The sequence below is a fragment of the Anaeromyxobacter sp. Fw109-5 genome (assembly GCF_000017505.1).
Lineage (GTDB): Bacteria > Myxococcota > Myxococcia > Myxococcales > Anaeromyxobacteraceae > Anaeromyxobacter.
The window spans coordinates 4,693,485-4,716,641 of the sequence record NC_009675.1 but is presented as its reverse complement, the minus strand read 5'-3'; the positions used below and the strand labels follow the sequence as shown (position 1 = coordinate 4,716,641).

Below are 23,157 nucleotides of genomic sequence, written 5' to 3'. Positions count from 1 at the left end.
CGGGTGCCGGGCTCCCCGCTTGCGTTTCGAGGACACGCGTCAGTCCTCGGAGTCGTAAGCGGTCGGGCCGTCACGCCGCAGGTCGTCCTCCAGCATCCGGACGCAGGCGGGGCAGGTGACCGCGGCGCTCGTCTGGCCCGCGGGCCAGTCGAACGGCTCGCGGTGGCCGCAGAGCAGCCGCCGGGTCGTGTCGACGAGGTGGTGAACCGCGCCCCGGCCTCTCCTCACGTTCATCGCGTCTCCAGTCGTTCCCCAGCGCGCGAGGCATCGCCGGGACGCGAGGCCGCATCGTGACGGACCCGCCCGAGGACGAGCCGCAGCGCGTGCACCGCGCCGTCGTCGACGAGCGGAATGGCGCGCGGATCGACCGGGACGCCGTCGAGCTCCGCCGACGCGATCCCGCGGCAGCGGCGCTCGGGGTTCGTGAGCGAGATCTCGTAGCGGGTCCGGCCGACGCGCCAGCTGATCTCGTACCCGGGCCACGACGCCGCGATGCAGGGATCCAGCTCGAAGGTGGCGCCGTGGCGCCGCAGCCCGAGGATGCTCTCGAGCCCGGCGCGGTACATCCAGCCCGCCGACCCGGTGTACCAGGTCCACCCGGCGCGGCCCGCGTGCTCGGGGTGCGAGGTGACGTCGCCGGCGACGACGTAGGGCTCGCCCTCGTAGCGGAGGACGTCCGAGCCCGTCCGCGTGTGGTTGATCGGGTTCAGCATGTGGAAGAGCTCGGCCGCCTCGTCGCCGCTCCCGAGCTGCGCCAGCGCCATGACGAGCCACGCCGCCGCGTGGGTGTACTGGCCGCCGTTCTCCCGCACGCCGGGCGGATAGCCCTTGATGTACCCGGGAGACTGCGCGGACCGATCGAAGGGCGGGTCGAGCAGGAGGATGACCCGGGCCGCGCGCCGGATGAGGTGCGTGCGGACCGCGTCCATCGATCGCTCGGCGAACCGCGACGGGACGGCGCCGGAGAGGACCGCCCATGACTGCGCGATCGAGTCGATCTTGCACTCGTCGTTCTGCGCCGATCCGAGGGGCGTGCCGTCGTCGTAATAGCCGCGCCGGTACCACTCGCCGTCCCACGTCAGCTCGAGCGCGGACGCGAGCCGACCGGCCTGGCCCCGGTAACGCTCGGCGCGCGCCGCGTCTCCGCGCGCGGCGCAGAGCGGCGCGAAGCCGGCGAGCACGGCGTGCAGGAAGAAGCCGAGCCAGGTGCTCTCGCCGCGTCCGGCCCGCCCGACGAGGTTCATGCCGTCGTTCCAGTCCCCGCTGCCCATGAGCGGCAGGCCGTGGGCGCCGGCGGTCGAGGCCCGCTCGATGGCGCGGACGCAGTGCTCGTAGAGCGACGCCCGCTCGTCCGAGATCCGCGGCTGCGTGTAGGAGTCGAGCGCGTCCGGTCCGAGCACCGGCGCGTCGAGGAACGGCACCAGCTCGTCGAGGACCGCCGCGTCGCCGGTCGCGCGGAGGTAGTGCGTCACCGCGTACGGCAGCCAGAGCAGATCGTCCGAGCAGTGCGTCCGCGTCCCGCGGCCGCTCGGCTCGTGCCACCAGTGCTGGACGTCCCCCTCCAGGAACTGGCGGGCCGCGGCCCGCAGCAGGTGCTCGCGGACGAGCTCGGGGCGCGCCGGCAGGAGCGCGAGGACGTCCTGCAGCTGGTCGCGGAAGCCGAACGCGCCGCCCGGCTGGTAGAAGCCGGAGCGCGCCCACACGCGGCAGCTCAGGTCCTGATAGAGGAGCCAGCCGTTCATGAGCTGGTCGAACGAGTCGTCGGGGGTGCGGACCTGCACCGCGCCGAGGGTCTCGTCCCACGAGCGTCGCACCCCCTCGAGCGCGGCCTCGGCGGCCTCGACGCGGCCGTGCCGGCGAACCAGCTCGCGGGCGTGCGCGACGTCCCGCCCCTCGCCGACGAGGAACGCGAGCCGCCGCGTCTCGCCCGGCGCGAGCGCGACCGCGACGTGCATCGCAGCGCACGGATCGAGCCCCGCGCCGAACTCGCCGGAGAGGGCCTCGCGGTCGAGCGCCGCCGGGTGCGCCAGCGAGCCGTTGCGCCCCAGGAAGGAGGCGCGGGAGCCGGTGGTCGAGCGCGGCCGCTCGCTCGAGCACGCGAAGGCCACGCGGCCCGCGAACTCGTGGTTGAACGCGTTCGTGGCGAGGATCGCCCCGGTCTCGGGGTCCTGGGCGGTGACGACGTGGAGGTGCTGACCCGCCTGCGGCGGTCCGAGCACCCACTCGCCGTACGCGAAGACGGAGAGGCGCCGCGCCGCGCCGCTCTCGTTCGTGAGCGTCAGGAGCGACAGCTTCACCGGATCGGTCGCGTCGACGAAGACCTCGAGCGCGTGGCGGATCCCGCTCGTCGCGCGCTCGAAGCGCGTGACCCCGGCCGCGTGGCGGATCACGAACCGGCCGCTCGCCTTGGTCCGGGGGAGCGGCCCCGGCGTCGGCGACCACGACCACCCGGTCTCGTCGTCGCGGACGAAGATCGCCTCGCCGGTCGGATCCGAGACCGGGTCGTTCGCGAACGGCGTGAGCCGGTTCTCGCGGCTGTTCTCCGACCAGGTGAAGGCGGAGCCGGAGGCGGTGACGATCGTGCCGAGGCGCGGGCTCGCGATGACGTTGGCCCAGGGCCTTGGCGTCTCCTCGGCTCCCTCCAGGACGATCACGTACTCCCGCCCGCTGAAGCCGCCCACGCCGTTCGCGAGCGTGAGGGGGGGGACCGTGGGCTCGGCGGACTGCGGCCTCACCGCGCCGGGCCGAGGAGTGAGGGCGACCCCCTCGGGCGGAGTGGGGCGATGCGAGGCGCGGTCGAGCTGCTGCGCCAGCGATCCGCCGTCGTCCGAGACGACGGCGCGCGCGACCGCCGCGAGGAGGGCGCGCTCCGGCCCGGGCATGCGATCGCCCCGCAGCAGGTAGGCGCCGCCCGGCCGGTGCTTCCAGGCGGCCCAGGGCCCGTCGTCGAGGAGCCCGGTGAGCTGCGCGTTCATCTCGTCGAGGTAGCTGACCGGGTGCTCGTTCAGGATCACGACGTCGGCGCTGAGCCCCTTCAGGCGCCAGTACTCCTGGGCCTGGAGGACCTGGCGCACGAGGCCGAGGCCATCCGCGCGCACCACCCGCACCAGCAGGATCGGGAGGTCGCCGGAGATGCCGTGGCCCCACAGCCCCTCCTGCCCGAGCACGTTGCGGGCGAGGTCGTCGGCCCCCGCGCGGAGCGACGCGTCGGCGTACAGCACGCGCGAGGCGAGGCGCTCGAAGAGCAGCGCGTCCTCGCCGGAGACGCCGAGGTGGCGCTGCGCGCTGTGGGCGTGCGCGAACGCCATCGCGAAGGTGCGCGACGTCGCGCTGGGGTCGCGGTAGCGCTGGGCGAGCGCGAGCGCCATCTCGCGGCTCGTCGCGACGCCGGTCGCGAAGGAGAGGCGCGCCACCGCGCCGGGCGCGAGCCGCAGCCGCTGCCGCAGGCTCACGACGGGGTCGAGCAGGACGCCGGTCGTCCCGGTGAGCGGGCGGCCGTCGAGCGCCTGGGGAGCTTCCGGGCCGCGGCCGCGCCCGAGGAAGCGGCTGCGGTCGGTCTCGAACTCGACCGGCCCCTGGGTCCGGCCCTCCTGGCTGAGGACGTGGACGGCCCAGATCGCCGCGTCGTCGGGGCCGCGCGGGCGGCGCCGGCACAGCAGCGCGGTGCTCTCGGCGACGTACTCGGTCTCGACGAAGAGCTTGCCGAACGCGGGGTGGGCGAGGTCGTCCTGCGGAGGGGCGAGGACGATCTCCGCGTAGCTCGTGACCTCGAGCTCGCGCTCGCGATCACCCTGGTTCGTCAGGGTCAGCCGCCGCACCTCGATGTCGTCCTCGGGCGACACCGCGACGTCGAGCTGGCTGGCGACGCCGTCGAGGCGCCGCTGGAACGTGGCCTTCTCGGCGGTGAACGTGACGACCTCGTCCTCCGCGTCCCTTCCGGTCGGGTGGTGGGTGGCCGACCAGACCGAGCCGCTCCGCACGTCCCGCAGGTAGAGGAACTGGCTGCCCGGGTCGCGCGTCGGGTCCTGGCGCGTCCGCGTGACCGCGCGCCCCCGGCAGAGGCTCCAGCCTCCGCCGGCGTTCGTCACGACCGCGGTGTAGCCGCCGTTCGACAGGAACTGCGCGTGCGGGAACTCGGTGTGGGGCGAGCGGAAGCGGCGAACCGCGATCGCGGGCACCTGCGCGGTGACCCGCGCCTCGTCCTCCGGTCGCGGCCGCATGAGCGGCGCGTGACGAGGGGCGCGCTCCTGGAGCAGGAGCTCCGTCGCCTGGACGCGGGGATCGGCGTGGAAGCGCTCCACCATGCGATTGCCGCCGAGCACGTTGGCGATGGCGGCGAGCGTCATCCCCTGGTGATGGGCGAGGTACGTCCGCACGACCGTGCCCGCCGGCGCGGGGGGCGCCTCGACCGGATCGCCGGGCTCCTCGGCGCGGCGGCGCGTGTAGTCGATGGCGTCGTACGGTCCGTACGCGCCGTCGAGCCCCTCGGAGGAGAGCAGCCGGAGGTTCCCCGCGGCCGCCACCGGATCGACGAGCGCGGCGAGCGCGGTCGCGTAGGGCGCCACCACGAGCTCGCTCGCGAGCCCGCGCTTCAGGCCCAGGCCCGGCACCCCGAACGCCTTGTACTGGTAGTTGTCGTGGCGATCGACCGCGAGGTAGGCGGACTCCGAGATCCCCCACGGCACGCCGCGCTGCGCGCCGTAGTCGCGCTGCCGCCGCACCGCCATCCGGCACGCGTCGTCGAGGAGCGTGCCCGGATAGCTCCTCATGACGAGGAGCGGCATCAGGTACTCGAACATGCTGGCGCTCCACGAGAGGAGCGTCGGGACGCCGTGCACGCTGGTGGCGCTGCGGCCCAGGTGGAACCAGTGCTCCTCCGGGAGGTCGCCCTTGGCGATCGCGACGAAGCTGGCGAGCCGGGCCTCCGAGGCGAGGAGGTCGTAGTGGGCGGGGTCGAGCCGCCCGGGCCCCTCGGCGTCCGCGCTGCGGTGGCCGATCGCGAGCAGCCGTCGCTTCGGGTCGTACAGGAAGCGGAAGCTCATCCCGTCGGCGAACGCGGCGGCCCGGCGCGCCAGGGGCTCGAGGCCGCACTCGCGCAGCCCCTCGGCGAGCACCATGAGCGCGCCGGCGAGGTTGCCGCTGTCGACCGTGGAGACGTAGCGCGGCGCGAGCGGAGCGAGGCTCCGCGTGTCGTACCAGTTGAGGAGGTGCCCCTCGACGCGCTCGAGCCCCTCGATGGTCGTGAGCGTCCGCTCGACGCGTGCCGCGAGCTCCGGCGTCTGGATGAAGCCGAGGTCGTGCGCGGCGAGGGTGGAGAGGAGGCCCATGCCGATGTTGGTCGGCGAGGTCCGGTGCGCCACCCTCGCGTCGGGCAGCTCCTGGAAGTTGTCGGGCGGCAGCCCGTGATCCTCCGGGCCCATGAACGTCTCGAAGTAGCGCCAGGTCCGGCGAGCCACCTCGAGGAGGAGGCGGCGATCCGCCTCGCCGAGCGCGGGGCGCTCCCGCGTGGCCGGCTGGCTCAGCCGGTGGGCGACGAGCGGCGCGAGCAGCCACAGCGCGAGCAGCGGCGCCGCGGCGAGGAGCGCCCACGGGCGACCCGCGACCACGACGAGGACGAGCGCTCCGACCGCGATCGCCGGGCTCGCCGCCATCGCGCTCAGGAAGGGGCGCGCGCCGGCCCCGCGCGCGAGGTCGTCGTGGCGCGCGGCGCTCGCCGCCGCGGTCTCCCACTCGAGCAGGCCGCGCCGGGAGACGAGGCGGGAGAGCGTGACGGCGATCGCGTGGGCCATCTGGGCCGCGTCGTTCGCGAGGAACGTGAGCTGGAGCGCGAGCTGCGCGAGCGCGGTCTGCGCGTCGTCGGCGAGCTCGCGCAGGTGGGCGCGCCACGGCTGCCGCGGCGGAGGGCCCGAGAGCGCCGCGAGGAGGAGCGGGTAGAGCGGGAGCGCCATGCCGGCGAGGACGGCGGCGGTCCAGACCAGCGCGCTGCCCGGCAATACCGTCCAGGCGCAGACCAGCAGGACGATCGTGGCCGGCGCGAGCACGCTGCGGCGCAGGTTGTCGAAGATCTTCCAGCGCGCGATGACCGGCAGCCGGTTCCTGCGCAGCCCGGCGCGCGTCGGGACGAACGGGAACAGCCAGGCGAGGATCTGCCAGTCGCCGCGCGTCCAGCGGTGCTGACGCCGCGCGTGCGCGAGGACGCTCGAGGGGTAGTCGTCCACGAGCTCCACGTCGGTGACGAGGGCGGTGCGCGCGTGCACGCCTTCGAAGAGATCGTGGGACAGGAGCGCGTTGTCGGGCACTCGCCCGTCGAGGGCGGCCGTGAACGCGTCCACGTCGTACAGCCCCTTGCCGGTGAAGATCCCCTCCGCGAAGAGGTCCTGGTAGGTGTCCGAGACGGCCGTCGTGTAGGGGTCGATCCCGGTGAGCCCGGCGAAGAGGCGCGCGAAGCGCGAGCCGGCGGCGCTCGACGTGGTGACGCTGACGCGTGGCTGCAGGATCGCGTAGCCGTCGGTGATCCGGCCTTGCCGCGGGTCGAAGTGCGGGCGATTGAGCGGGTGGGAGATGATGCCGACGAGCTTCCTCGCGGCGTCGCGCGGCAACCGGGTGTCGGCGTCGAGGGTGATGCAGTAGCGGACGCCCGTGAGGATCGAGAGGTCGCCTACCTGGACGTCGTAGCTCGTGTCGGCGGCGCCGCGCAGCAGCCGGTTCAGCTCCTCGAGCTTTCCTCGCTTGCGCTCCCACCCCATCCACGTGCCCTGGCCCTCGTTCCACTGGCGTCCGCGGTGGAGCAGGAGGAACCGGTCACCCCGGCCGTCGCCGTGGCGCCCGTTGAGCGCCTCGACCCCCGCCTTCGCGGCCTCGAGGATGGCGGCATCGTCCGGCATCTCCCGGGCGGCGGCGTCGGCGAAGTCGCCGAGGATCGCGAAGTGGATGCGAGGGTCGAGGTTGGCGAGCGCGAGGACCTCGACGTGCTCGAGGAGCCGCTCCACGCCCGGTACGCTCGTGAGCAGCGTCGGCACCACCACGAGGGTCCGCGCGTCCTCGGGGAGGCCCGACGCGAGGTCGATGCGCGGCAATCGCCGCGGCGGTACGGCGCGAGCGGCGAGGCGCTGCGCGACCGCGATGGCGACCTGGCTCGCGGGCAGCAAGAGGAGCGCGGCCAGCGCGAGCTGCGCCGCCGGCGAGGCGAGCGCGTGACGCGCGTACAGGACGCCGGCGACGGCGAGCGCGGCGGTGAGGATCGCGATGGTCCCGAGGTACACGCCCGTCGCGTGCGCGAAGGCGCCGCGCCGGAGTCGCTTCGCGAGCCCAGGCCGGAAGGCCACGTCGACCTCGAGGCCGAGCCGGCCCCCGCCGATGAGGTGGTGCCCCACGTGGGCGGCGCGCGCCGAGGCCCCTTCGCTCTCGGACACCTCGCGCGCGCTCTCGACGGCCCGCAGCGCCACGCGCACCTGGGCCGCGCCGTCGGGATCCGCCAGCTCCTCGACGGCCTGCCGGTACCGATCGCGGCTCGCGAAGTCCATCCGCGCGTGGACGCCGGCCGGATCGCGCAGGAGCACCCGCTCGACGAGGCTCACCGACTCGACGTACTCGCTCCAGTCGAGCTGCGCGCAGAGCCGCAGGCTGGTGATGACGTTCGCGACCGAGACCTGTGCGACGGCCTCGCGCTGGTGCTCGCTGCGGATGGCCTCTTCGGGCGTCATCCCGTCGCGGGCGAGGTGATCCTCGAGCGCCCTGCGGACGGCCGTCAGCCGGGGCCCGTACTCGCGGACGCGCAGCAGCAGCTGGACGACGTGGGCGGCGTGGGGCTCGCGTGGCAGCGGCGGGACCTCTCCGCGTCCGCCGGCGTCGAACCGCGCCACGTCGGAGTCGGCGGCACGTCGAGCCGCGCGCGCGGCCAGCAGCTCGTCGGCGAGGCGCCGGAGGTTCTCGACGAGCGCCAGCTTCAGCATGCTCGGCCAGGCCCACAGCTCGCCGATCGCCAGGGGCGCGACCGACTGGAAGCTCTCGAGGAACCGGGCGAGCTGCGGGCGGTCGAGGCGGCTGTCGCTGTGGCGGATGAGCTCCACGGCGAGGGCGTAGACGCGGGCGTCTCCGGCTCGCTCTCTCGACGCGAGCTTCGGAAGCTCGCGGTAGTAGCCGCGCGGGAGGTTCCGGCGCACCTGGAGGATCTCCGAGGCGACCAGGTGGTAGTTGTCGAGCAGCCACTCGCCGGCGGGCGTGACGAACTCGCCGCGGTGGACGTCGTCGGCGAGGCAGCGGTAGGCGCCGCGCAGGACGCGCGCGTTGTCGTCGAACCGCGGGAACACGCTGCGCGCGACGCGCCGCGAGCTCGGGTCCACGGTGAACCGCGCGGCGAGCGCGCGGGCGCGCTCCTCGAGCCGCTCGATGCTCAAGAGCTCGTCGCGGAGCGGCTTCTCGGCGGCGCCGTCGCGGCCGCCGAACCGCGGGGAATCGAAGATCTTTGCCAGAAACACGCATGCTCCCGATCGGCGGTCAGCGCGTCATCGGGCAGATGCGTTGGCTGGGTCGCTCTCTCGATCTAACGCCGGGCAGGGCTGCATGCCCGGCAGTCTTCACGGCAGCGCGGCAGGCGGCGCTCAGCGCCGCCCTCGCTCGCCGTGTGGCTGCTCGCTAGAGAGCGTCGGTCACTTCTTCGCCGGCGACGCCGCGGGCGCGGCGTGCTCGGCCTTCTTCGCGGCCCGGGCGGCCTCGGCCCTGGCGGACTTGGCGTCCGCCTTGGACTTCACCTCGGCGGCTGCGTCGGCTCTCGCCTTCGCCTGAGCGGGCGTGTCCACGTGAGGCTGCGGTTGCTTCTTGAAGGCGTCTGCGAATCCCATGGGGTCACGCTCCTGAGTGGACGTGTAGCGCGCGGGCACCCGAAGGGCACGGGAACGGAGGGGCGTGTGAAGGATCGCGCGGCCGACCTCAGTGAAGCTGACCAGCGGCATCCGCATCGAGGGCGCAGCACCGCTTGTACTTCTTGCCGCTGCCGCAGGGGCACGGAACGTTTCGGCCCGGACGCGGCTCGCGCCTCGCGGGCCGCCTCGCGGACGTCTCGGGGGGGAACGCGTCGGGGCCGGGCTGCCATAGTCGAGCTGCCTCGCGGTCGATCCGGTCGAGGCGCGCGCGCTGTCCATCGGTGAGCGTTCCCCCGAGGCGTTCGATGGCGTGCGCAATCGCGCTCAGCTGCTCTGCCGCGCAGATGGCACAGTCGGCCTTCGCGAGCAGGTCGTCCGACTCGAGCGCGCGAACGAGGTCCGGGATGGCCCGGACGTCGCCGTACGTCGCGAGCAGCGCGGAGCCACCGACGGGAAGCTCGCCGAACACGCGAACGAGGGCCGCGAGGATCCGATCGTCGCGAGCCCCCGTTCGAACGAGCGCCATGGCGATCTTGATGCGCTCCGGGAGTTTTCGCGCTGCGTGGAAGGAGGCGAGGAGGGCGTCCAGTGACGGCTTCGAAGGTGTCGACATGCGATCTCCGGCGAAGAGGAGAGCCTTCCGCCGCCGTCCAACCTGCGGACGCGGGGTCCGCCGATCCGACGGCGTGCCCGCCGCCGTTCCGGCCTTGGACGCGGAACGACGCGGACGAGGAGTGCATGAGCAAGGTGCGTGCCGCCGAAAAGAGAAGGAGACGAGGGAGCGACGTGAGCCAGGTCCGAAGGGAGCAGGTCTACTCTGAAGCATATGCGGGACGAAGACGTCCCGACGAGCACGCGCCCGCGGCAGTGCGGGCGCCCTGCACGAGCAGCGCGGTCGCGCGAACCACATGCTCGTCGAGGAGCCCGGTTGCGAACTGCGTCCGGACGCAGTACCGCTCCAGATCGCCGAAGCCCTCGAGGTCGTCCAGGATCACGAACGACTCGACGCCGCCCTCGCCCCTTCGCTCACGGAGCCCCTGCGCGTGGAGCCAGTTCCCGATCTCCTGGGCCCGGATGCGGCCCTCGGCGAACTCTGCCGGGATCTCCGGCGTGCGGTCGACGATGGGCGCACGGAGTCCCCTCGCGGCGAGCATCGCCCGGATCTCGTCGAGCGGGTAGACGAGCCGCCACGTCGACGAGATGACGATCCGCGCCGCCGGGTCCGAGGCCAGCCAGTCCACGCGGGCGACCGCCTCCGGGTCCAGGTGATCGAGCCCCCAGTCGCGCGGCGGCGAGCGCGCGAACCACGCGTCGCTGTTCAGGACGCCATCGATGTCGAGGAACACGACCTTCACCGGGTGCCCTCCACCGCCCCAATGAGCGGGAACGGAAACCCCGGCGTGCGCACGATCGCGACGCGCTCGGCATCGAACGCCGTCGCGAACGCGACGAAGTAGAGGTCGACGCGGGCATCGGCGAGCGTCGCGTCGATGGGCGCATCGTCCGTGACGGTCACCTCGGCCACGAGCAGGCCGGGGACGCCGTTCATCCGCACCTCGCCCACACCGCGCCAGGTGAGTAACCCGATGACCGGCTCGCCCATCGAGTACCCGTTCCACGTCCGGACGGCGGCGCGCGTCGGGACGAAGGACGGGGCGTCGAGCGCGACTCCGTTGCGTGCGCCCCACCGGGCGATCGCATCGAGGGCGGCTGGCGCCAGCCCTGCCGGGAGCACCGCGAGGTCGGTGAGCTCGAACGGCCGCGCTTCCTCCGGCTGGTCGGGGTCGAAGTCTTGTTCGTCAAAGAAGCCCACGAACCCTGCGGCAGCACTCTCGTCGTTCATGCGCCGAGGCTAGTGGCAGCACGGACACGCTCGAGTGCTCGGCATCGGCTCGAGCCCGGCTCGCGGTCGCCCGGAGCGGCCTACACCCCGCCCGAAAGCCGCTTCCACGCAGCCAGGTACCGCGCCATCCGCTCCGCTTCGGCTTGTCCAAACGCCGCGAGCCTGCGAACGTCCATGTTGTCGAGGAGATCGGCGCGCTTCACTGTGGTGGCGAGGGGATCGAGGCGAACGCGCTCGATGAACGCCGCGTAGTCCTCTCCGGGCCGCTTCGTGAGCGCGGAGATCGCGGTCACCTCGCGCTCCGGGTACCCGCGCCGTCGCAGCTCGTCCGGCGTGATGTCCGTGTCCTCGAGCACGTCATGGAGCACGGCGACGCGGCGCGCCTCGTCGGTGCTCATCGCGAGCATCACGCGTAGCGGGTGGAGGATGTAGGGAGCGCCGCCCTTGTCGATGGCGTCCCGGTGCTTCTCGGCCGCGAGCGCGACGGCATCGGCGACGGTGGGGGTGTGCATGGGAGTCTCTCCTGTGTGTGGGTGAAGCTGAATTCGAGGAAACGAGGTCAGGCGTGGACGTGGCTTCCGAACTCCCGGACGAAGCGCTCCTGCGCGGCGGTCTCGATCGCGCGACCGCGGGCCGCGCGCACGATGGCGATGGCGTCTGCGGGAGGCGTGCCGCGCGCGACGAAGCACGCCGCCGCGATGGTCCCGGCACGCCCGACGCCACCCCAGCAGTGCACGACCAAGTCCTGCCCTCGCTCGAGCGCGTTCAGGATGCTCACCACGAGCCGGCGCGCCGAGGCCAGATCCGTTGGGGCCCACCTGTCCGCGATCGGATAGTGGATCCACCTGAGCCGCGCCTGCCGCGCCTCGCCGTCGAGATCGCCGAGCTCCGCGATCTCGAACCGCTCGAGCAAGGTCACGAGCATCTTCGCACCGTGCACGCGCGCGATCGCCTCCACGTCCTCGCGCAGCCGCAGGTCGGAGTCCGGGGTGCGTCCCGCCGACCAGCGGCCGGGCGCGCGCGTGAGGCCGAGTCGGCCCGGGAACCCGAGCGCGGAGGAGGGGACTCTCCCGAGTAGTCGCAGGCCACGGCGAACGCCCAGTGGAGGTGGGCGGAGTCGAGCCCCACCTTGCGGGCCTCCGCGACGATCTCGCGGTACACGTTCACCGCCTCGTCGGCGCGCCGCTGCTCCACGAGGTCGTAGGCGCGCCGCATCTCTCCCAGCAGTCGGTCCGTCGTCTTCCTCGGCGTCATGTCGGTTCCTCCTTGTGGTTTCGGTGCGTCGTGGTTCCGGACTCGGGCGATCCCGGGCCGGGTCCGTTCAGGGCCGCGGCGCCGGCGCCGCGTGAGGGGCCGGCCGCGTGTGCGGAGCCGGCCGCGCATGCGCGGGGCGCTCGTCGCGAACGAGCGAGGTGGCGCGCGCGAGCGCAGCCTGGGCGCCGTCGAGGTCGCCCCGGCGAATGCAATCGCAGGCGATGGCGAGGTGCGAGGCGACGCCGAGCGGATAGCAGGTCATTGCGCAATATCTCCTTCATCGGGACGAACGGATCCCGTCCCGCTGCTTTGCAGCGGTCGGATGGCTTGACGAGGACGTGGGCGCCGGCAGGATCATCCTACGCAGCGCACGGACATGGCCGGCCGGGCGAAGAGGCCCGGGTGACCAGGACGGACGGTGCGTCATCGCCTGCGCCCGCGGGGCGCAGCGACGATCACGCCCGAGGGCCGATTACGTCGTCTTCTCGTGGGTCATGGGTCCTCCATCGCAGGCGGCATTGCCACATCCCCGGGATGCCGGGAGCTGGCCGAGGGTCATCGGGCCGCCGCCCTCGCCTCGTCTTGATGGAATCGGGCCGAACATCGGAGACCCGTAGATACATCATTGGCCACCATAAGTCAACAATCGGGTCAATCGCGTCCAATCGGGGACGTCTTCACGTAGCGACGAAAGCGCCCGTCCCTCCCGAGAGGGACGGACGATTCGAGCGAAGACTCGGAATGCCGAGTCTTCGACGCCCGACACGTCTCGGCACCCTGGGGTGCCTCAGAACCAGTCGTCCGCAAAGAACGCCAGGAGGGCCGCGATCGTCCGCTTCGACGCCGGGTCGCCGCAGCAGTTGCGGATGCTTCCCCACGCACGGCCGTCGCGTCGCAGCGTTCCACCGTCCTCGATGGCGCCGATTGCACGGCCTCCCCGACGCACGGTGCCGTCTCGCTCCACCCGACCGACGACTCTCCCGGACGCGCGGATCGTCCCGTCGGGCTCGACCTCTCCTACGCTCCTCCCGTCGCGTCGCACCGTTCCGTCCGGCTCGATGCGCCCGACGCCGAGGCCGTTCACGCGAACCGTGCCATCGTCCTCCACGGTGGCCCACTGTCGGCCGCCGACCCGCACGTCGAGCTCGGCATGAGCGATGACCGGGAGCGCTGCGGCGGTGATCACGGCGAGGAGGAGGAATGCCTTGCCCGCTGCCATGGCCACAAGAATACCCGCGGGACGGACAGGGCCGACCCCCATCGGTCTCGGCGAGCTTCTCTCGACCGTTCGCCCCGAGCGTAGCGGCCGCGGAGCGGCCCGCGTAGTCGAAGGGCGAACGGACGATCGTCGAAGGTCGGCTGCTGTCCGACCCCGCCCTAAGCTGACGGAATGGATCCCAAGCTTCTCGAGCGCCACGAGTATGAGGCTGGCCGCTTGATGCGAGAGCACCCGCCGCGGTTCTCGGACGCGAACAAGCGCGCCGTGTTCGCGCGGTTGCTCCTGGACGGAGAGGCCCCTCGTGGAACGTTGTCCGCCACCCGATGGGCCGAGGCGGCGCTTCCGCGCGTCCGACCGCCGACCCGTCCGGCGCTGACGGAGCGCAGCGGGTTCTTCGTCTACGGCGAACCGGCGCCGGTGGGTGCGACGCACTGGCACGTGAACTTCGCGATGAGCGACTGCTTCGGCGCGTACGCGGGACCATTGCTCGCGCAGGACGAGCTGCAGGTCCTGGAGCACCCCGCGCTCGGATCGCTGCCCGAAGCGGCCAGCGCGGAGGGCTTCTCGATCCTTTGCGTCGAGGACGGGCGGCCAACGCCGGTCCTCGTGAGCGGAGTCGAACGGCGCGGAGAGCTGGACACGCGGCCCGGGCCGGGACGCCCCAACGGGCTGTACGGCAACCAGTTCGCTCGGGCGCTCGAAGAGGAAGTCCTCGCTGCGCTGTCGCGCATCGAGCCGCCCACGATCAGCAACATCATCGCGATCGAGGCGCCGGCGTACGGATCGGGCACCTACGATCGCGACGAGGTCGCGCTCATCCTCTCGACCGCGTTCTCGGGATTCCGCGCCGCGGTGCTGGAGACCGACCGAGCCGCGCATTCACACCGTTCCCGGCCGCGCACCGTCGTCCATACCGGGTTCTGGGGCGGTGGAGCCTACGGCGGGAACCGCGAGCTGATGGCGCTGCTGCAGCTCGTGGCTGCGGAGCTGGGGCAGCTCGACGAGCTCGTCTTCTATTCGGTCGACGAACCCGGCGCCGAGACGTTCGCCGCCGCGCGCAAGCACTACGGCGCGCTGCCGGCCGAGGCGACCGTCGAGCAGGTCATCGACCACGTGACGTCGCTCGGGTACGAGTGGGGCGAGAGCAACGGGACCTGACGTCAAGCGAGCGTGTCGGTCGGCTGGCCCGTTTCACTCGATCCGCTCTTCTGGCAACCTGTCTCCGTGCCCCCGCCGCGCATCAATCCCGCCGAAGCGCCCCGCCCCGCGAAGTCCAAAGCAGAGCGAACCGTCTGGAAGGCGTTGAAGAATGGGATGCCCGCCGGCTGGACCGCCTGGCACTCGCTCCGTATCCGCGACGGCAAGAACTACCTGGGGGAGGGGGACTTCGTCCTCGCTCACCCGCAACGGGGTTTGCTCGTCCTGGAGGTGAAGGGCGGGCGCGTCGAGCAGCGCGACGGGCGCTGGTTCACGAACGGGATCCCGTTCGACACGACTCCCCTCGATCAAGCGCACGGGTTCGTTCACAAGCTCGAGCGGCGCCTCGAAGACTGGAAATGCGAGCCGCCTGCGTTCGGCGCCGCGCTGGTTCTGCCGGACACGGACTTCGACGAGCAGCCGCAGGAGGACGCGCTGCGCGGCGTCGTTCTCGGACGAATGCAGCTGCGCTGGCTTGCGGAGGCGTTCCCGGGTGTCGTCGATCGCGCGTTGCCCGAGCCGCAGCCGGCCAGAGGCGGCTGGATGGACCGGCTTCATCAGATGTGGGGCGAGACGTGGGTTCCGGCGCTCTCGCTCGGCACTCGACTTCGTTCCCTGGGCGACCGGCAGTTCGCGCTCGACGACGCCCAGCTCGTCGCGCTCGAGGGGCTCTTCGAGAACGACCGCGTCCTCGTCCGCGGCGGAGCCGGCTCCGGAAAGACGCTGCTCGCCGTGGAGGCGGCGCGCCGTCACGCTGCGGAGGGGAAGCGCGTGCTCCTACTGTGCTTCACGCAGCCGCTGCGCAAGTGGCTCGAGGCCCGCCTCGCCGGCAGCGGCGTCGAAGTCCAGACGGTGAGCGGGTTCGCGAAGTCCATCGCCGATGCCGCGGACGGGCCGAACCGGCAGGGGGACCTCACCGCGAACGCTTACTGGCAGGCCACCTACGAGCGCGCGGCGGACCTCTGCGAGCCGCGCTGGGACGCGGTCGTGGTCGACGAGGGCCAGGACCTCACCTTCGAGGCCTGGTACCTAATCCGCGGGCTCGCCGAGGGCGCGCGCCTGTGGGCCTTCTACGATCCCGGCCAGGGCTTCTGGCCCGATCGCGAGCCGCTCCCGGACCTGTTCACGACGACGTTCCGGCTGACCCGCGGCCAGCGCTGCCCGGCGGGTGTCGGCGCGCTCGCTGGGCTCTACGCCGGCGAGAAGGGGGACGAGAAGGCGATCGCGGCGGCCGTACGGGACCGCACGCTCGCGCTCGTCGAGTGCGCCGACGCCGCGAAGACGGCCGACCGCGTGGGGGAGGAGATCGATCGCCTGCTCTCGCAGGGGCTGACGCTCGCCGACATCGGGGTGGTGTCGTTGCGCGGCCAGACCGCCTCGGACGCCATCCACCAGCGCGAGCGAATCGGGCGACACGCGTTCGTGCACGCGGACGATCCGGAGATGGAGAGCCACCTCGTCGCGGACACCTTCCTGCGCTGGAAGGGGCTCGAGCGGCCCGCCATCGTGGTCGCGGACGTGGACCCGACCGTGAAGCAGTTCGGGACGCGGATGCACATCGCGCTCACCCGAGCGCTCGTTGCGGCGCGGATCGTGGCGCCTCACCCGGGAGAAGGGCGCTGGCCGGGGCTGAGGTGAACACGAACGAGACGGCGGCCGGCGCGAATCCTGCGGGGCTGGCCGATGAGGGTGAAGGCACGCGCACGCTCCGCGTGCACCTCGACTGCCCACGAGGTCTGTGTCTGGGCTGACCGAGGTGGAAGGCTCGTACTCGGCGTCCTCTCGCGAATCATGATCGCCCCGTCAGCACCGCGAGGCCCTGCACCACGGGTGGGTCCCGCGGGCCTCGGATTCGCGATATCGCACATCGAAAATCAGGCAGCCCGCGTGGGCTCACTGCGCGCGTAAGCGCCCGATGATCGGTCCGCTCGCCGCGGGCACGCCTGGTGCTGACGTGACCCGTCCGATCGCACGCCCCCGGGGATCCGCCCCGGCGCGAAGTGGTCAGGAGGCGAGGCTCAGTACACGTCCCCACGCCGCGCGCGCCGCGTTCTCATCCGGACGCGGCGCGCGCGGCGCCCCCTTTCACGGCGCGGCGCGGGCTCCGCAGTGGAGGCCGCGCCGCCAAGATCGGAGACGCAATGCAGATGAACCGGATTCTCAACTCGCTCGCCGTCGGCGCGCTCGTCGCCGGGTTGACGACCAGTGGATGCGGCGACGGCAGCTCCCCGCCCGCCGCCGACGCGCAGGCCACCGCGGCCGTCCGCGCGGCCGCGAGGGAGCTGTCACCCGGGGTCGCGCCCGAGCAGGCGGTGAAGACGTTCATGGACGTCCTCAACGAGCTGCGCACGGTCCCGGCGCTCGCCCCGCTGTTCGAGAACTACCGGGTCCCGAAGCCCGTGGCGAGCGAGGGGAGCACCGGCGTCGTGCCGCTGCTCGGCGTCGTCAAGATCACCCGCGACCGCGAAGGGAACGTGACGGTCACCAACCGCGAGACGGGCGGGCTGATCTTCTCGGCACCGCTCACGGACCTCGCCGCCGGCGTGTTCCACCCGGAGAACCTTCCGGCGGGCGTGACCCCTCCGACGGCGTGCACGTACACCTACTCGGACTGGAGCGCCTGCCAGCCGGACGGGACGCAGACGCGGACGGTGATCTCCTCCAGCCCGGAGGGCTGCACGGGTACGCCCGTCCTCACGCAGTCGTGCACGTACGGCGAGCCCCCGGTGACGTGCTCGAGCTTCACCTACTCGGACTGGGACGCGTGCCAGCCCGACGGGACGCAGACGCGCACCGTGCTGACGTCCTCGCCCGAGGGCTGCACGGGCGGTAGCCCCGAGCTCTCGCAGCCGTGCACCTACACTCCCCCGGTGACCTGCACGAGCTTCACCTACTCGGACTGGAGCGCCTGCCAGTCCGACGGGACGCAGACGCGCACGGTGCTGACGTCCTCGCCCGAGGGCTGCACCGGCGGTAGCCCGGTGCTCTCGCAGGCCTGCACGTACACGCCGCCCGCCGTCGAGTGCACCTCCTTCACCTACTCGGACTGGAGCGCCTGCCAGCCGGACGGAACGCAGACGCGCTCCGTGCTCACCTCGTCGCCGGACGGCTGCACCGGCGGCACACCCATCGTCCAGCAGGCCTGCACGTACACGCCCCCGATCGACGGGGCCGCGCTGTACGGCCAGTCCTGCGCGAGCTGCCACGGGCCGCTCGAGACGAGCAACCTGAAGGGCAGGGGCATGACCGTCCAGATGATCAAGGACGGCAACATGACGTTCGGCCTGACGGATGAGCAGCTGCAGGCGATCGTCAGCGTGATCGGTCCGTAATCGGCGCGCTGCTCCGCGAGGCGGTCCGGGTCGCTCCACGAGCGGCCCGGATCGCCCATTTGAGCCGGGTCACCCGTACAACCGCTGCAGCGCCTCGACGCGCTCGCGCAGCTGGGCCACGACGTCCTCGGGGGCCTCGATCGTGGCCTCGCCGCCATACCCGAGCACGATCCCGAGCAGGAAGTTCCCCGGGGTCAGCTTCGTCGTGACGGTGACGCTGCCGTCGTCGTTCGCCCGCGCGCGGGCGCCGTGCCGCTCGCGGGCGAGCCGCGCGGCGGTATCGCGATACCGGACGCTGACGTCGCGTTCGGCTCCCGACTGGAAGTAGAGGCTCTTCCCGTACCGCGCCAGCGGCGGACCCTGGTGCTCGCCGAAGATGCGCGTGCCGAGCTCGACGGAGACGATGCGGTCGAGGCGGAAGAGGTGCTCCTCGCGCTTCGCCACGTTCCAGGCGGCGAGGTACCAGTGGCCCTCGCGGTGGAAGACGAGCCGCGGCTCCACGACGCGCTTCGCGGCCGTGCCGTCGCCGACGGAGCGGTACTCGATCGTGGTCTCGACCCGCTTGTCGATCGCCTCGCGGAGCGCCCCGGCCCAGGGGCCGGGGGTCTCGAGCTGCAGATCGAGGCCGGCGACGAGCCGGTCCGCCTCGGTGCGCAGGACCTCGGGGATCGCCTTGCGGAGCTTGCGCGCGGCCTCCTTCACCGGACGCCCGCCGTCCTGCTCGAAGGGCGTGAGCGCTGCGAGCAGGACCGCGCCCTCGGCGAGGGAGAAGGCCGTGGGCCTGCCGAAGCCGTTCGCATACGTGACGTGGACCTCGCCGTCCTCGACGTGCACGGCGATGACGTCCTCGGCCTCCTCGGGGGAGGCCCAGAGCTCGGAGAGCGCCTCGACGTCGGCGACGACCTCCTTCTCGCTGCGCGCGCCGGTCAGCTCCACCGCGCGCGCGAGGGGCAGGCCCTTGCCGCTGCGCGACGCCCTGGCCGCGGCGGGGAGCAGGAGGAGCAGCCGCCGGATGCGGCGCAGGTCGTACGGGCGGGTCACGACGCCCTCCGCTCGGTCGCAGCGCCGAGGCCGCCGAGGATCTCCCGGGCCATGGCGCGTCCTTCCTCCGGCGAGACGAGCTCGGCCTCGGGTCCCCACGCGAGGGCCTGCCGCACGAGCCCGCGGAGGTTCCGGACCTCGAGCCGGGCGATCCGCGCGCCGTCCTCCGCGGTGGAGACCTTCGCGGAGGGGAGGAGCTGGCGCGCGATGCGAGCCAGCGAGCCCCGGAAGCGGACCGTCGCCTCCGTGGGCGCGTGCACGTCGTAGTCCCAGATCTCCTGCCGCGACCAGCGCCGGACGTCGAAGTCCCGCGGGATGGCGTAGTCGCCGCCCTTCCCGCCGCGGGTGTTCACCGTGAGCGCGCGCACCCGGGACAGGTAGAAGATGCGGACGCCCTTCCGCATGTGGCACCAGCCCACGAAGATCCACTCGCCGCGGCGGCGCGCCCAGCCGTAGACGTCCACCTCGCGCTCGACGACCTCGCCCGTGGAGGGCCGCCAGTAGGAGAGGGCGATCCGCTTCCGCCGCTCCCAGGCGTCCACGAGCCTGTCGAGCGTCTGCTGCTTCACGGGCTCGCCGTGGACGACGAGGTCCTCGGTGGCGGACGCGCGCGGCGGCAGGCCGCGAGCGCCGACCACGAGCTTGCGGACCGCGCTCTCCAGCTCGTCGCGGAGCGGGTGGTCCGAGAAGCGGAGGGCGCCGACGCCGGCGGTCCACACCACCGCGGCCTCCTCGGGCGTGAGGTCGAGCTGCGGGAGCGCGGACGAGTGCGCGTCGATGGAGTAGCCCACCTGGCCCTGCTCAGCGCTCAGCTCCTCCATCTCGAGGTTGAACCCGAGCTCCCGGAGCGCGTCCTTGTCGCGCGTGAACTTCTTCTCGGCGGCGGCGGACTCCGGGTCGCCATAGTCGTCCGCGAACCTCTCGTAGATCTGGGCGGCGCTGACGGGTCCTGGCTGCGAGAGGATCCAGGAGGCGAGGCCGAGGAGGCGCGCCTCGGTGCTCGACTTGGCTTTGCGACGGGCGGTCGGCATGGGCGTCGCCGAGTGTATCTCAGCCCGCAGTGAGGCCGCGATGGCCGACACGACCTCCGGGCGCGAGGCGAGGACGCGGCAGCGCCAGGAGCCGTTCGAGCCACGCCGCAGGTCGGCGGTCGGCAGGAGGGCCGGAGCGAGCCGGGCGAGCCGCTCGCCGATCCGGAGCTCGACGCGCCGCGGGATAGCGCCGTCCGGATCGAGCAGGTGCCGGATGGAGAAGTCCAGGGCGTCGAACCCGGCGGGCGGCGGTCCCGCGCGCCGCCGCGTCGGCTCCACGCGCCGGATGCGCACGAGATCGAGCAGCCGCAGCGACTGCCGCCTCCGCGACCAGGTCGCTACGAGCCACCTCGGCGGCTCGTAGGCGAGCGCGAGGACGTCGAGGGTCCGCTCCACCACGGAGCGGTCCGTGTCCACGTACCGGACCCGCACGGCGCGGGAGGTCGTCGCCGCCCGCGCGAGGGCGTGCAGCGCGCGCAGCCTGCGGGGGTCGAGGCGCCCCACGGGTCAGGCGTCCAGCCGGTCTGCGGGGCGTGCCGGCTCGAAGAAGGCCCGAGCGGCGTCTCGGAGCGCGCCGATGGAGCGCTGGATGACGGGCAGGGTGGCGAAGGCGTCGAGGAACGCCTCCACGTGGAAGCGCACGCTCCGTTCGGCAGGATGGACCGTGGTCTTCACGGCCTTGTAGTCCGCGTTGAGGTCGTTCGCGCGGCTCATCGCCCCTGCGATGTCGGCGACGCCGTCCCCGAGCTCGTAGGTGAGCGCGAGGTGGAAGAAGGACTCGTCGTCCTCGTCCACGAAGAGGAGGAACACGGTCCCCTCCGACTTGAACCGGAGGATCGAGTGGTTGTTCTCGCTGCTGCCTATCTTCGGGCGATAGCCCTCCTCCGCGAGCAGGTCGAAGTAGCGCTTCGCAACGGGCGTCGTCGTCGCTTTCCTGGCCATCGTTCCCCCCGGCTGGAGACGGAGGGATCATCCGGGCGCGACGGACATCTCCGCAGCCCTGCTCAGCAAAGCGCGCCGCGCGGCGCGGGGATGGCGAACGGCACGCCCGACGACGCGATCGCCGCGGCCTGCGCCTCGCACGTCGCGGAGAGCGTCGCGTCACCCAGGGCACGCGCGAGGAATGCCTTGTGCAGCCACGCGTCCCGTGACACGGGCGAGAGCAGGGTGACCGCGTCGAGGAGCGCCATCGCCTCCGCCGCCTTGCCGGCGTGCGCGAGGTGGCTGGCCATCGCGAGGTGCGACGGCACGTCGGCCTCGCCGGCGTCCTGGAGCAGCGCGTAGAGGCGTGGCGTGGACGGGTCGTCGGGCGTGCGCGCCGGGTCGGCGAGGGCGGCCCGCAGCCGGTTCGCGATGACGTCGAACGAGTGCTGGCACGCCGGGTTCATCGGATCCCCCTTCACCGCCTCGCAGGCCGCCTCGAACGCCAGCTCGGCCTCGCCCAGGTTGTCGAGCGCCACCGCGAGCCCCCAGGCCAGGTAGGCGGAGCGGACGCCGAGCTTCGCCGTCCGCGCCCGCAGCGCCGTGAACGCCTCCCGCGCGTCCGCCCACTGCTGATCGTCGAGCAGCCGTCCCGCGCGCTGGCTGTCCCACACCGCGTCCCGGATCCTCAGGTCAGGAAAAGTCCTCATTCGTCGTCCTCCCAGGCGAAATGTTGGTGGGGGGACGGACACGTCTTGGAGTCCCGCTCGTGCTGAGCTTGTCGAAGCACGAGCGGGGATTTGGATTCAAACCGAGGCGACGGACCGTGCGTGTCCGTCCGTCGCCTAACGTCGCCCGGCATGAAGACCACCGCCCAGCTCACGTACGAGAAGGTCCGCTTCGACGAGGCGAAGGACGTCCACCTCGTCGTCTCCCTCGCCGCGCCGCACCTCGACGCTGCGGCGCCCCGTCCGCCGGTCTGCGTGATCCCGGTCCTCGACGTCTCCGGGTCCATGGCCGGCGAGAAGCTCCACTTCGCGAAGCAGTCGCTCATGAAGCTCGTGGACCACCTCGCGCCGGGCGACTTCTGCGGTGTGGTGGTGTTCTCGACCGAGGTGGAGACGCTCGCGCCGCCCGCCGAGATGACCCAGGCGCGCAAGGACGAGCTGAAGGCGCTCGTCGGGCGGCTCGGGCCGCGCTCCAACACGAACCTGGGCGGCGGCATGCTCGCCGGGCTCGACCACGCCAGGGTGGCGAAGCTGCCCGATGGGATGCTCGTCCGCGTCATTCTCTTCACCGACGGGCTCGCGAACGCGGGGCGGGCTACGTCGCACGAGCGCCTCATGCGGCTCCTCGCCGAGAACCTCGGCAGCGCGACGCTGTCGGCGTTCGGCTACGGCGACGACGCCGATCAGGAGCTGCTCCGCGACCTCTCGACGAAGGGGAAGGGGAACTACGCCTACGTGCAGGGACCGGAGGACGCGCTCACCGCCTTCGCGCGCGAGCTGGGCGGCCTCCTCTCGACGTACGCCCAGGCGATCGAGGTGCGGGTGACGCCGGCGGAGGGCGTGGAGCTCACGGACGTGGTGAGCGACGTCGACGCGCGCGAGGAGGGCGGGAGCGTCGTGCTCCGCGTTCCGGACCTGCTCGCGGACGAGGTCCGGAACCTGGTGCTCGGCGTGCGGCTCAGGCCCCGGCCCGTCCCGCTCGACGCTCCCGTGGCCGTGGCCGACGTGGACGTCGCGTTCGAGCGGTTCGACGGAGGCCGGGTGGTGCGCGAGCGCTCCGCCACTCACGCGAGCGTGCGGTTCGTCGCCCCGGCGGACACACAGCCCGCTCCGACCCCGAGCGTGGACGAGGTGGTCGCCATCGCGCAGCTCGTCCGGGCGCAGATCGAGGCCGAGGAGGCGGCGAGTCGTGGCGAGTTCGCGCAGGCCCGGCAGGTGATGGTGCTGTTCCAGGAGGCGGTGGCCTCGCGCGGCCACGACGCGGTCGCGAGCGCGGCCAGGAAGGTGGCGGACCGCGTCGCCGACGCAGACGCGTTCCGAGGCAGCCGCGCCTACCGCGCCAGCATCCGGAAGGGCGGGACGCGCAACGTCACAACGCTCTACCAGGAAGAGGCGTTCGCCGACCTGCGCTCGATGGGGCAGGGCAAGACGACCGCGGCGCAGGAGCGGATGGCGGACTCGTTCGGCGCCAAGCGCGAGTCGCAGAGGCGCAGTGCGCCGGGGACGTCGAGCAGAGGGCTCACTCGAAAGCGGTCGAAGCGCTGGTGAGCTTCAGGGCGGGGCGGGTGGGGGGACTGGCAGCCCGGCGCGTCGCGGGGGGCGGCGCGCCGGGCTCCGGTGTCCCGCGAACACGGCTACCGTCCTGAAGCTGTGCCATCCGAGGAGGCAGTAACGCTCGGATCGTCCTCGGCGGCGTGGACCGACGCCCACGCGAGCTGGGCCGACCGTGC

General features: G+C 72.7%; 18 protein-coding genes and 1 riboswitch. Of the genes, 4 read left to right on the top strand and 14 right to left on the bottom strand.

What is annotated here, in order from left to right; genetic code table 11:
- Positions 1–39 precede the first annotated feature (39 nt).
- The 10 genes from ANAE109_RS20655 to ANAE109_RS20610 form a co-directional block, all read right to left on the bottom strand.
- Entirely contained in the window at positions 40–234 is a 195-nt protein-coding gene (locus ANAE109_RS20655; RefSeq protein ID WP_012098843.1) for a hypothetical protein, read from the bottom strand.
- Positions 231–8,477 carry a GH36-type glycosyl hydrolase domain-containing protein gene (locus ANAE109_RS20650; protein WP_012098842.1) on the bottom strand — a complete coding sequence of 2,749 codons (8,247 nt, stop codon included), beginning with the start codon at positions 8,475–8,477 and terminating at the stop codon, positions 231–233. Before ANAE109_RS20650 ends, ANAE109_RS20655 begins: the two co-directional genes overlap by 4 nt.
- Positions 8,478–8,648: 171 nt before the next feature.
- On the bottom strand, positions 8,649–8,840 hold the full coding sequence (locus tag ANAE109_RS20645) for a hypothetical protein (RefSeq protein WP_041448570.1): 192 nt from the start codon (positions 8,838–8,840) through the stop codon (positions 8,649–8,651).
- Positions 8,841–8,928: 88 nt separating this feature from the next.
- Positions 8,929–9,474, bottom strand: a complete 546-nt coding sequence (locus ANAE109_RS25065; protein ID WP_012098841.1) for an SEC-C metal-binding domain-containing protein — start codon at positions 9,472–9,474, stop codon at positions 8,929–8,931.
- A 199-nt stretch (positions 9,475–9,673) separates the two neighbouring features.
- Positions 9,674–10,216, bottom strand: coding sequence for an HAD domain-containing protein (locus tag ANAE109_RS20635; protein ID WP_012098840.1), 543 nt, complete (start codon positions 10,214–10,216; stop codon positions 9,674–9,676).
- Entirely contained in the window at positions 10,213–10,704 is a 492-nt protein-coding gene (locus tag ANAE109_RS20630; protein WP_012098839.1) for a hypothetical protein, read from the bottom strand. Before ANAE109_RS20630 ends, ANAE109_RS20635 begins: the two co-directional genes overlap by 4 nt.
- An 80-nt stretch (positions 10,705–10,784) precedes the next feature.
- Entirely contained in the window at positions 10,785–11,216 is a 432-nt protein-coding gene (locus tag ANAE109_RS20625) for a bifunctional (p)ppGpp synthetase/guanosine-3',5'-bis(diphosphate) 3'-pyrophosphohydrolase (protein ID WP_012098838.1), read from the bottom strand.
- A 47-nt stretch (positions 11,217–11,263) separates the two neighbouring features.
- Complete coding sequence (locus ANAE109_RS20620) at positions 11,264–11,644, bottom strand: protein-tyrosine phosphatase family protein (RefSeq protein ID WP_143828034.1); 381 nt, start codon at positions 11,642–11,644, stop codon at positions 11,264–11,266.
- The gene (locus ANAE109_RS23770; RefSeq protein WP_012098836.1) at positions 11,620–11,958 is read right to left on the bottom strand and encodes a hypothetical protein; all 339 of its coding nucleotides are present in this window, start codon (positions 11,956–11,958) and stop codon (positions 11,620–11,622) included. The genes ANAE109_RS20620 and ANAE109_RS23770 overlap by 25 nt, the downstream gene beginning before the upstream one ends.
- 500 nt (positions 11,959–12,458) lie before the next feature.
- Positions 12,459–12,550, bottom strand: a riboswitch (SAM riboswitch).
- A 195-nt stretch (positions 12,551–12,745) separates the two neighbouring features.
- Positions 12,746–13,219, bottom strand: coding sequence for a hypothetical protein (locus ANAE109_RS20610; protein ID WP_143828033.1), 474 nt, complete (start codon positions 13,217–13,219; stop codon positions 12,746–12,748).
- A gap of 177 nt (positions 13,220–13,396) precedes the next feature.
- Here ANAE109_RS20610 and ANAE109_RS20605 point away from each other — a divergent pair, with 177 nt between their 5' ends.
- The 3 genes from ANAE109_RS20605 (at position 13,397) to ANAE109_RS20595 (ending at position 17,706) form a co-directional block, all read left to right on the top strand.
- Positions 13,397–14,335, top strand: coding sequence for a hypothetical protein (locus ANAE109_RS20605; protein WP_041448566.1), 939 nt, complete (start codon positions 13,397–13,399; stop codon positions 14,333–14,335).
- A gap of 12 nt (positions 14,336–14,347) precedes the next feature.
- Positions 14,348–16,012 carry an NERD domain-containing protein gene (locus ANAE109_RS20600; RefSeq protein ID WP_158305922.1) on the top strand — a complete coding sequence of 555 codons (1,665 nt, stop codon included), beginning with the start codon at positions 14,348–14,350 and terminating at the stop codon, positions 16,010–16,012.
- Positions 16,013–16,521: 509 nt separating this feature from the next.
- Positions 16,522–17,706 (top strand): cytochrome c, encoded by a 1,185-nt coding sequence (locus ANAE109_RS20595; protein ID WP_143828032.1) that lies wholly within the window; start codon positions 16,522–16,524, stop codon positions 17,704–17,706.
- Positions 17,707–17,775: 69 nt separating this feature from the next.
- Here ANAE109_RS20595 and ANAE109_RS20590 read toward each other — a convergent pair whose 3' ends face one another.
- From ANAE109_RS20590 to ANAE109_RS20575, 4 genes are all read right to left on the bottom strand, one after another.
- Positions 17,776–18,747 carry a YafY family protein gene (locus ANAE109_RS20590; protein ID WP_012098832.1) on the bottom strand — a complete coding sequence of 324 codons (972 nt, stop codon included), beginning with the start codon at positions 18,745–18,747 and terminating at the stop codon, positions 17,776–17,778.
- A complete protein-coding gene (locus ANAE109_RS20585) occupies positions 18,744–20,282 on the bottom strand; it encodes a WYL domain-containing protein (RefSeq protein WP_012098831.1) in 1,539 nt (512 codons plus the stop codon). The genes ANAE109_RS20590 and ANAE109_RS20585 overlap by 4 nt, the downstream gene beginning before the upstream one ends.
- A 3-nt stretch (positions 20,283–20,285) precedes the next feature.
- The gene (locus ANAE109_RS20580; protein WP_012098830.1) at positions 20,286–20,720 is read right to left on the bottom strand and encodes a YbjN domain-containing protein; all 435 of its coding nucleotides are present in this window, start codon (positions 20,718–20,720) and stop codon (positions 20,286–20,288) included.
- A gap of 62 nt (positions 20,721–20,782) precedes the next feature.
- The gene (locus ANAE109_RS20575) at positions 20,783–21,409 is read right to left on the bottom strand and encodes a hypothetical protein (protein ID WP_012098829.1); all 627 of its coding nucleotides are present in this window, start codon (positions 21,407–21,409) and stop codon (positions 20,783–20,785) included.
- 150 nt (positions 21,410–21,559) lie between these two features.
- On the opposite strand from ANAE109_RS20575, the gene ANAE109_RS20570 reads away from it, so the two are divergent.
- Positions 21,560–22,975, top strand: a complete 1,416-nt coding sequence (locus ANAE109_RS20570) for a VWA domain-containing protein (RefSeq protein ID WP_041448563.1) — start codon at positions 21,560–21,562, stop codon at positions 22,973–22,975.
- Positions 22,976–23,157: the final 182 nt, after the last annotated feature.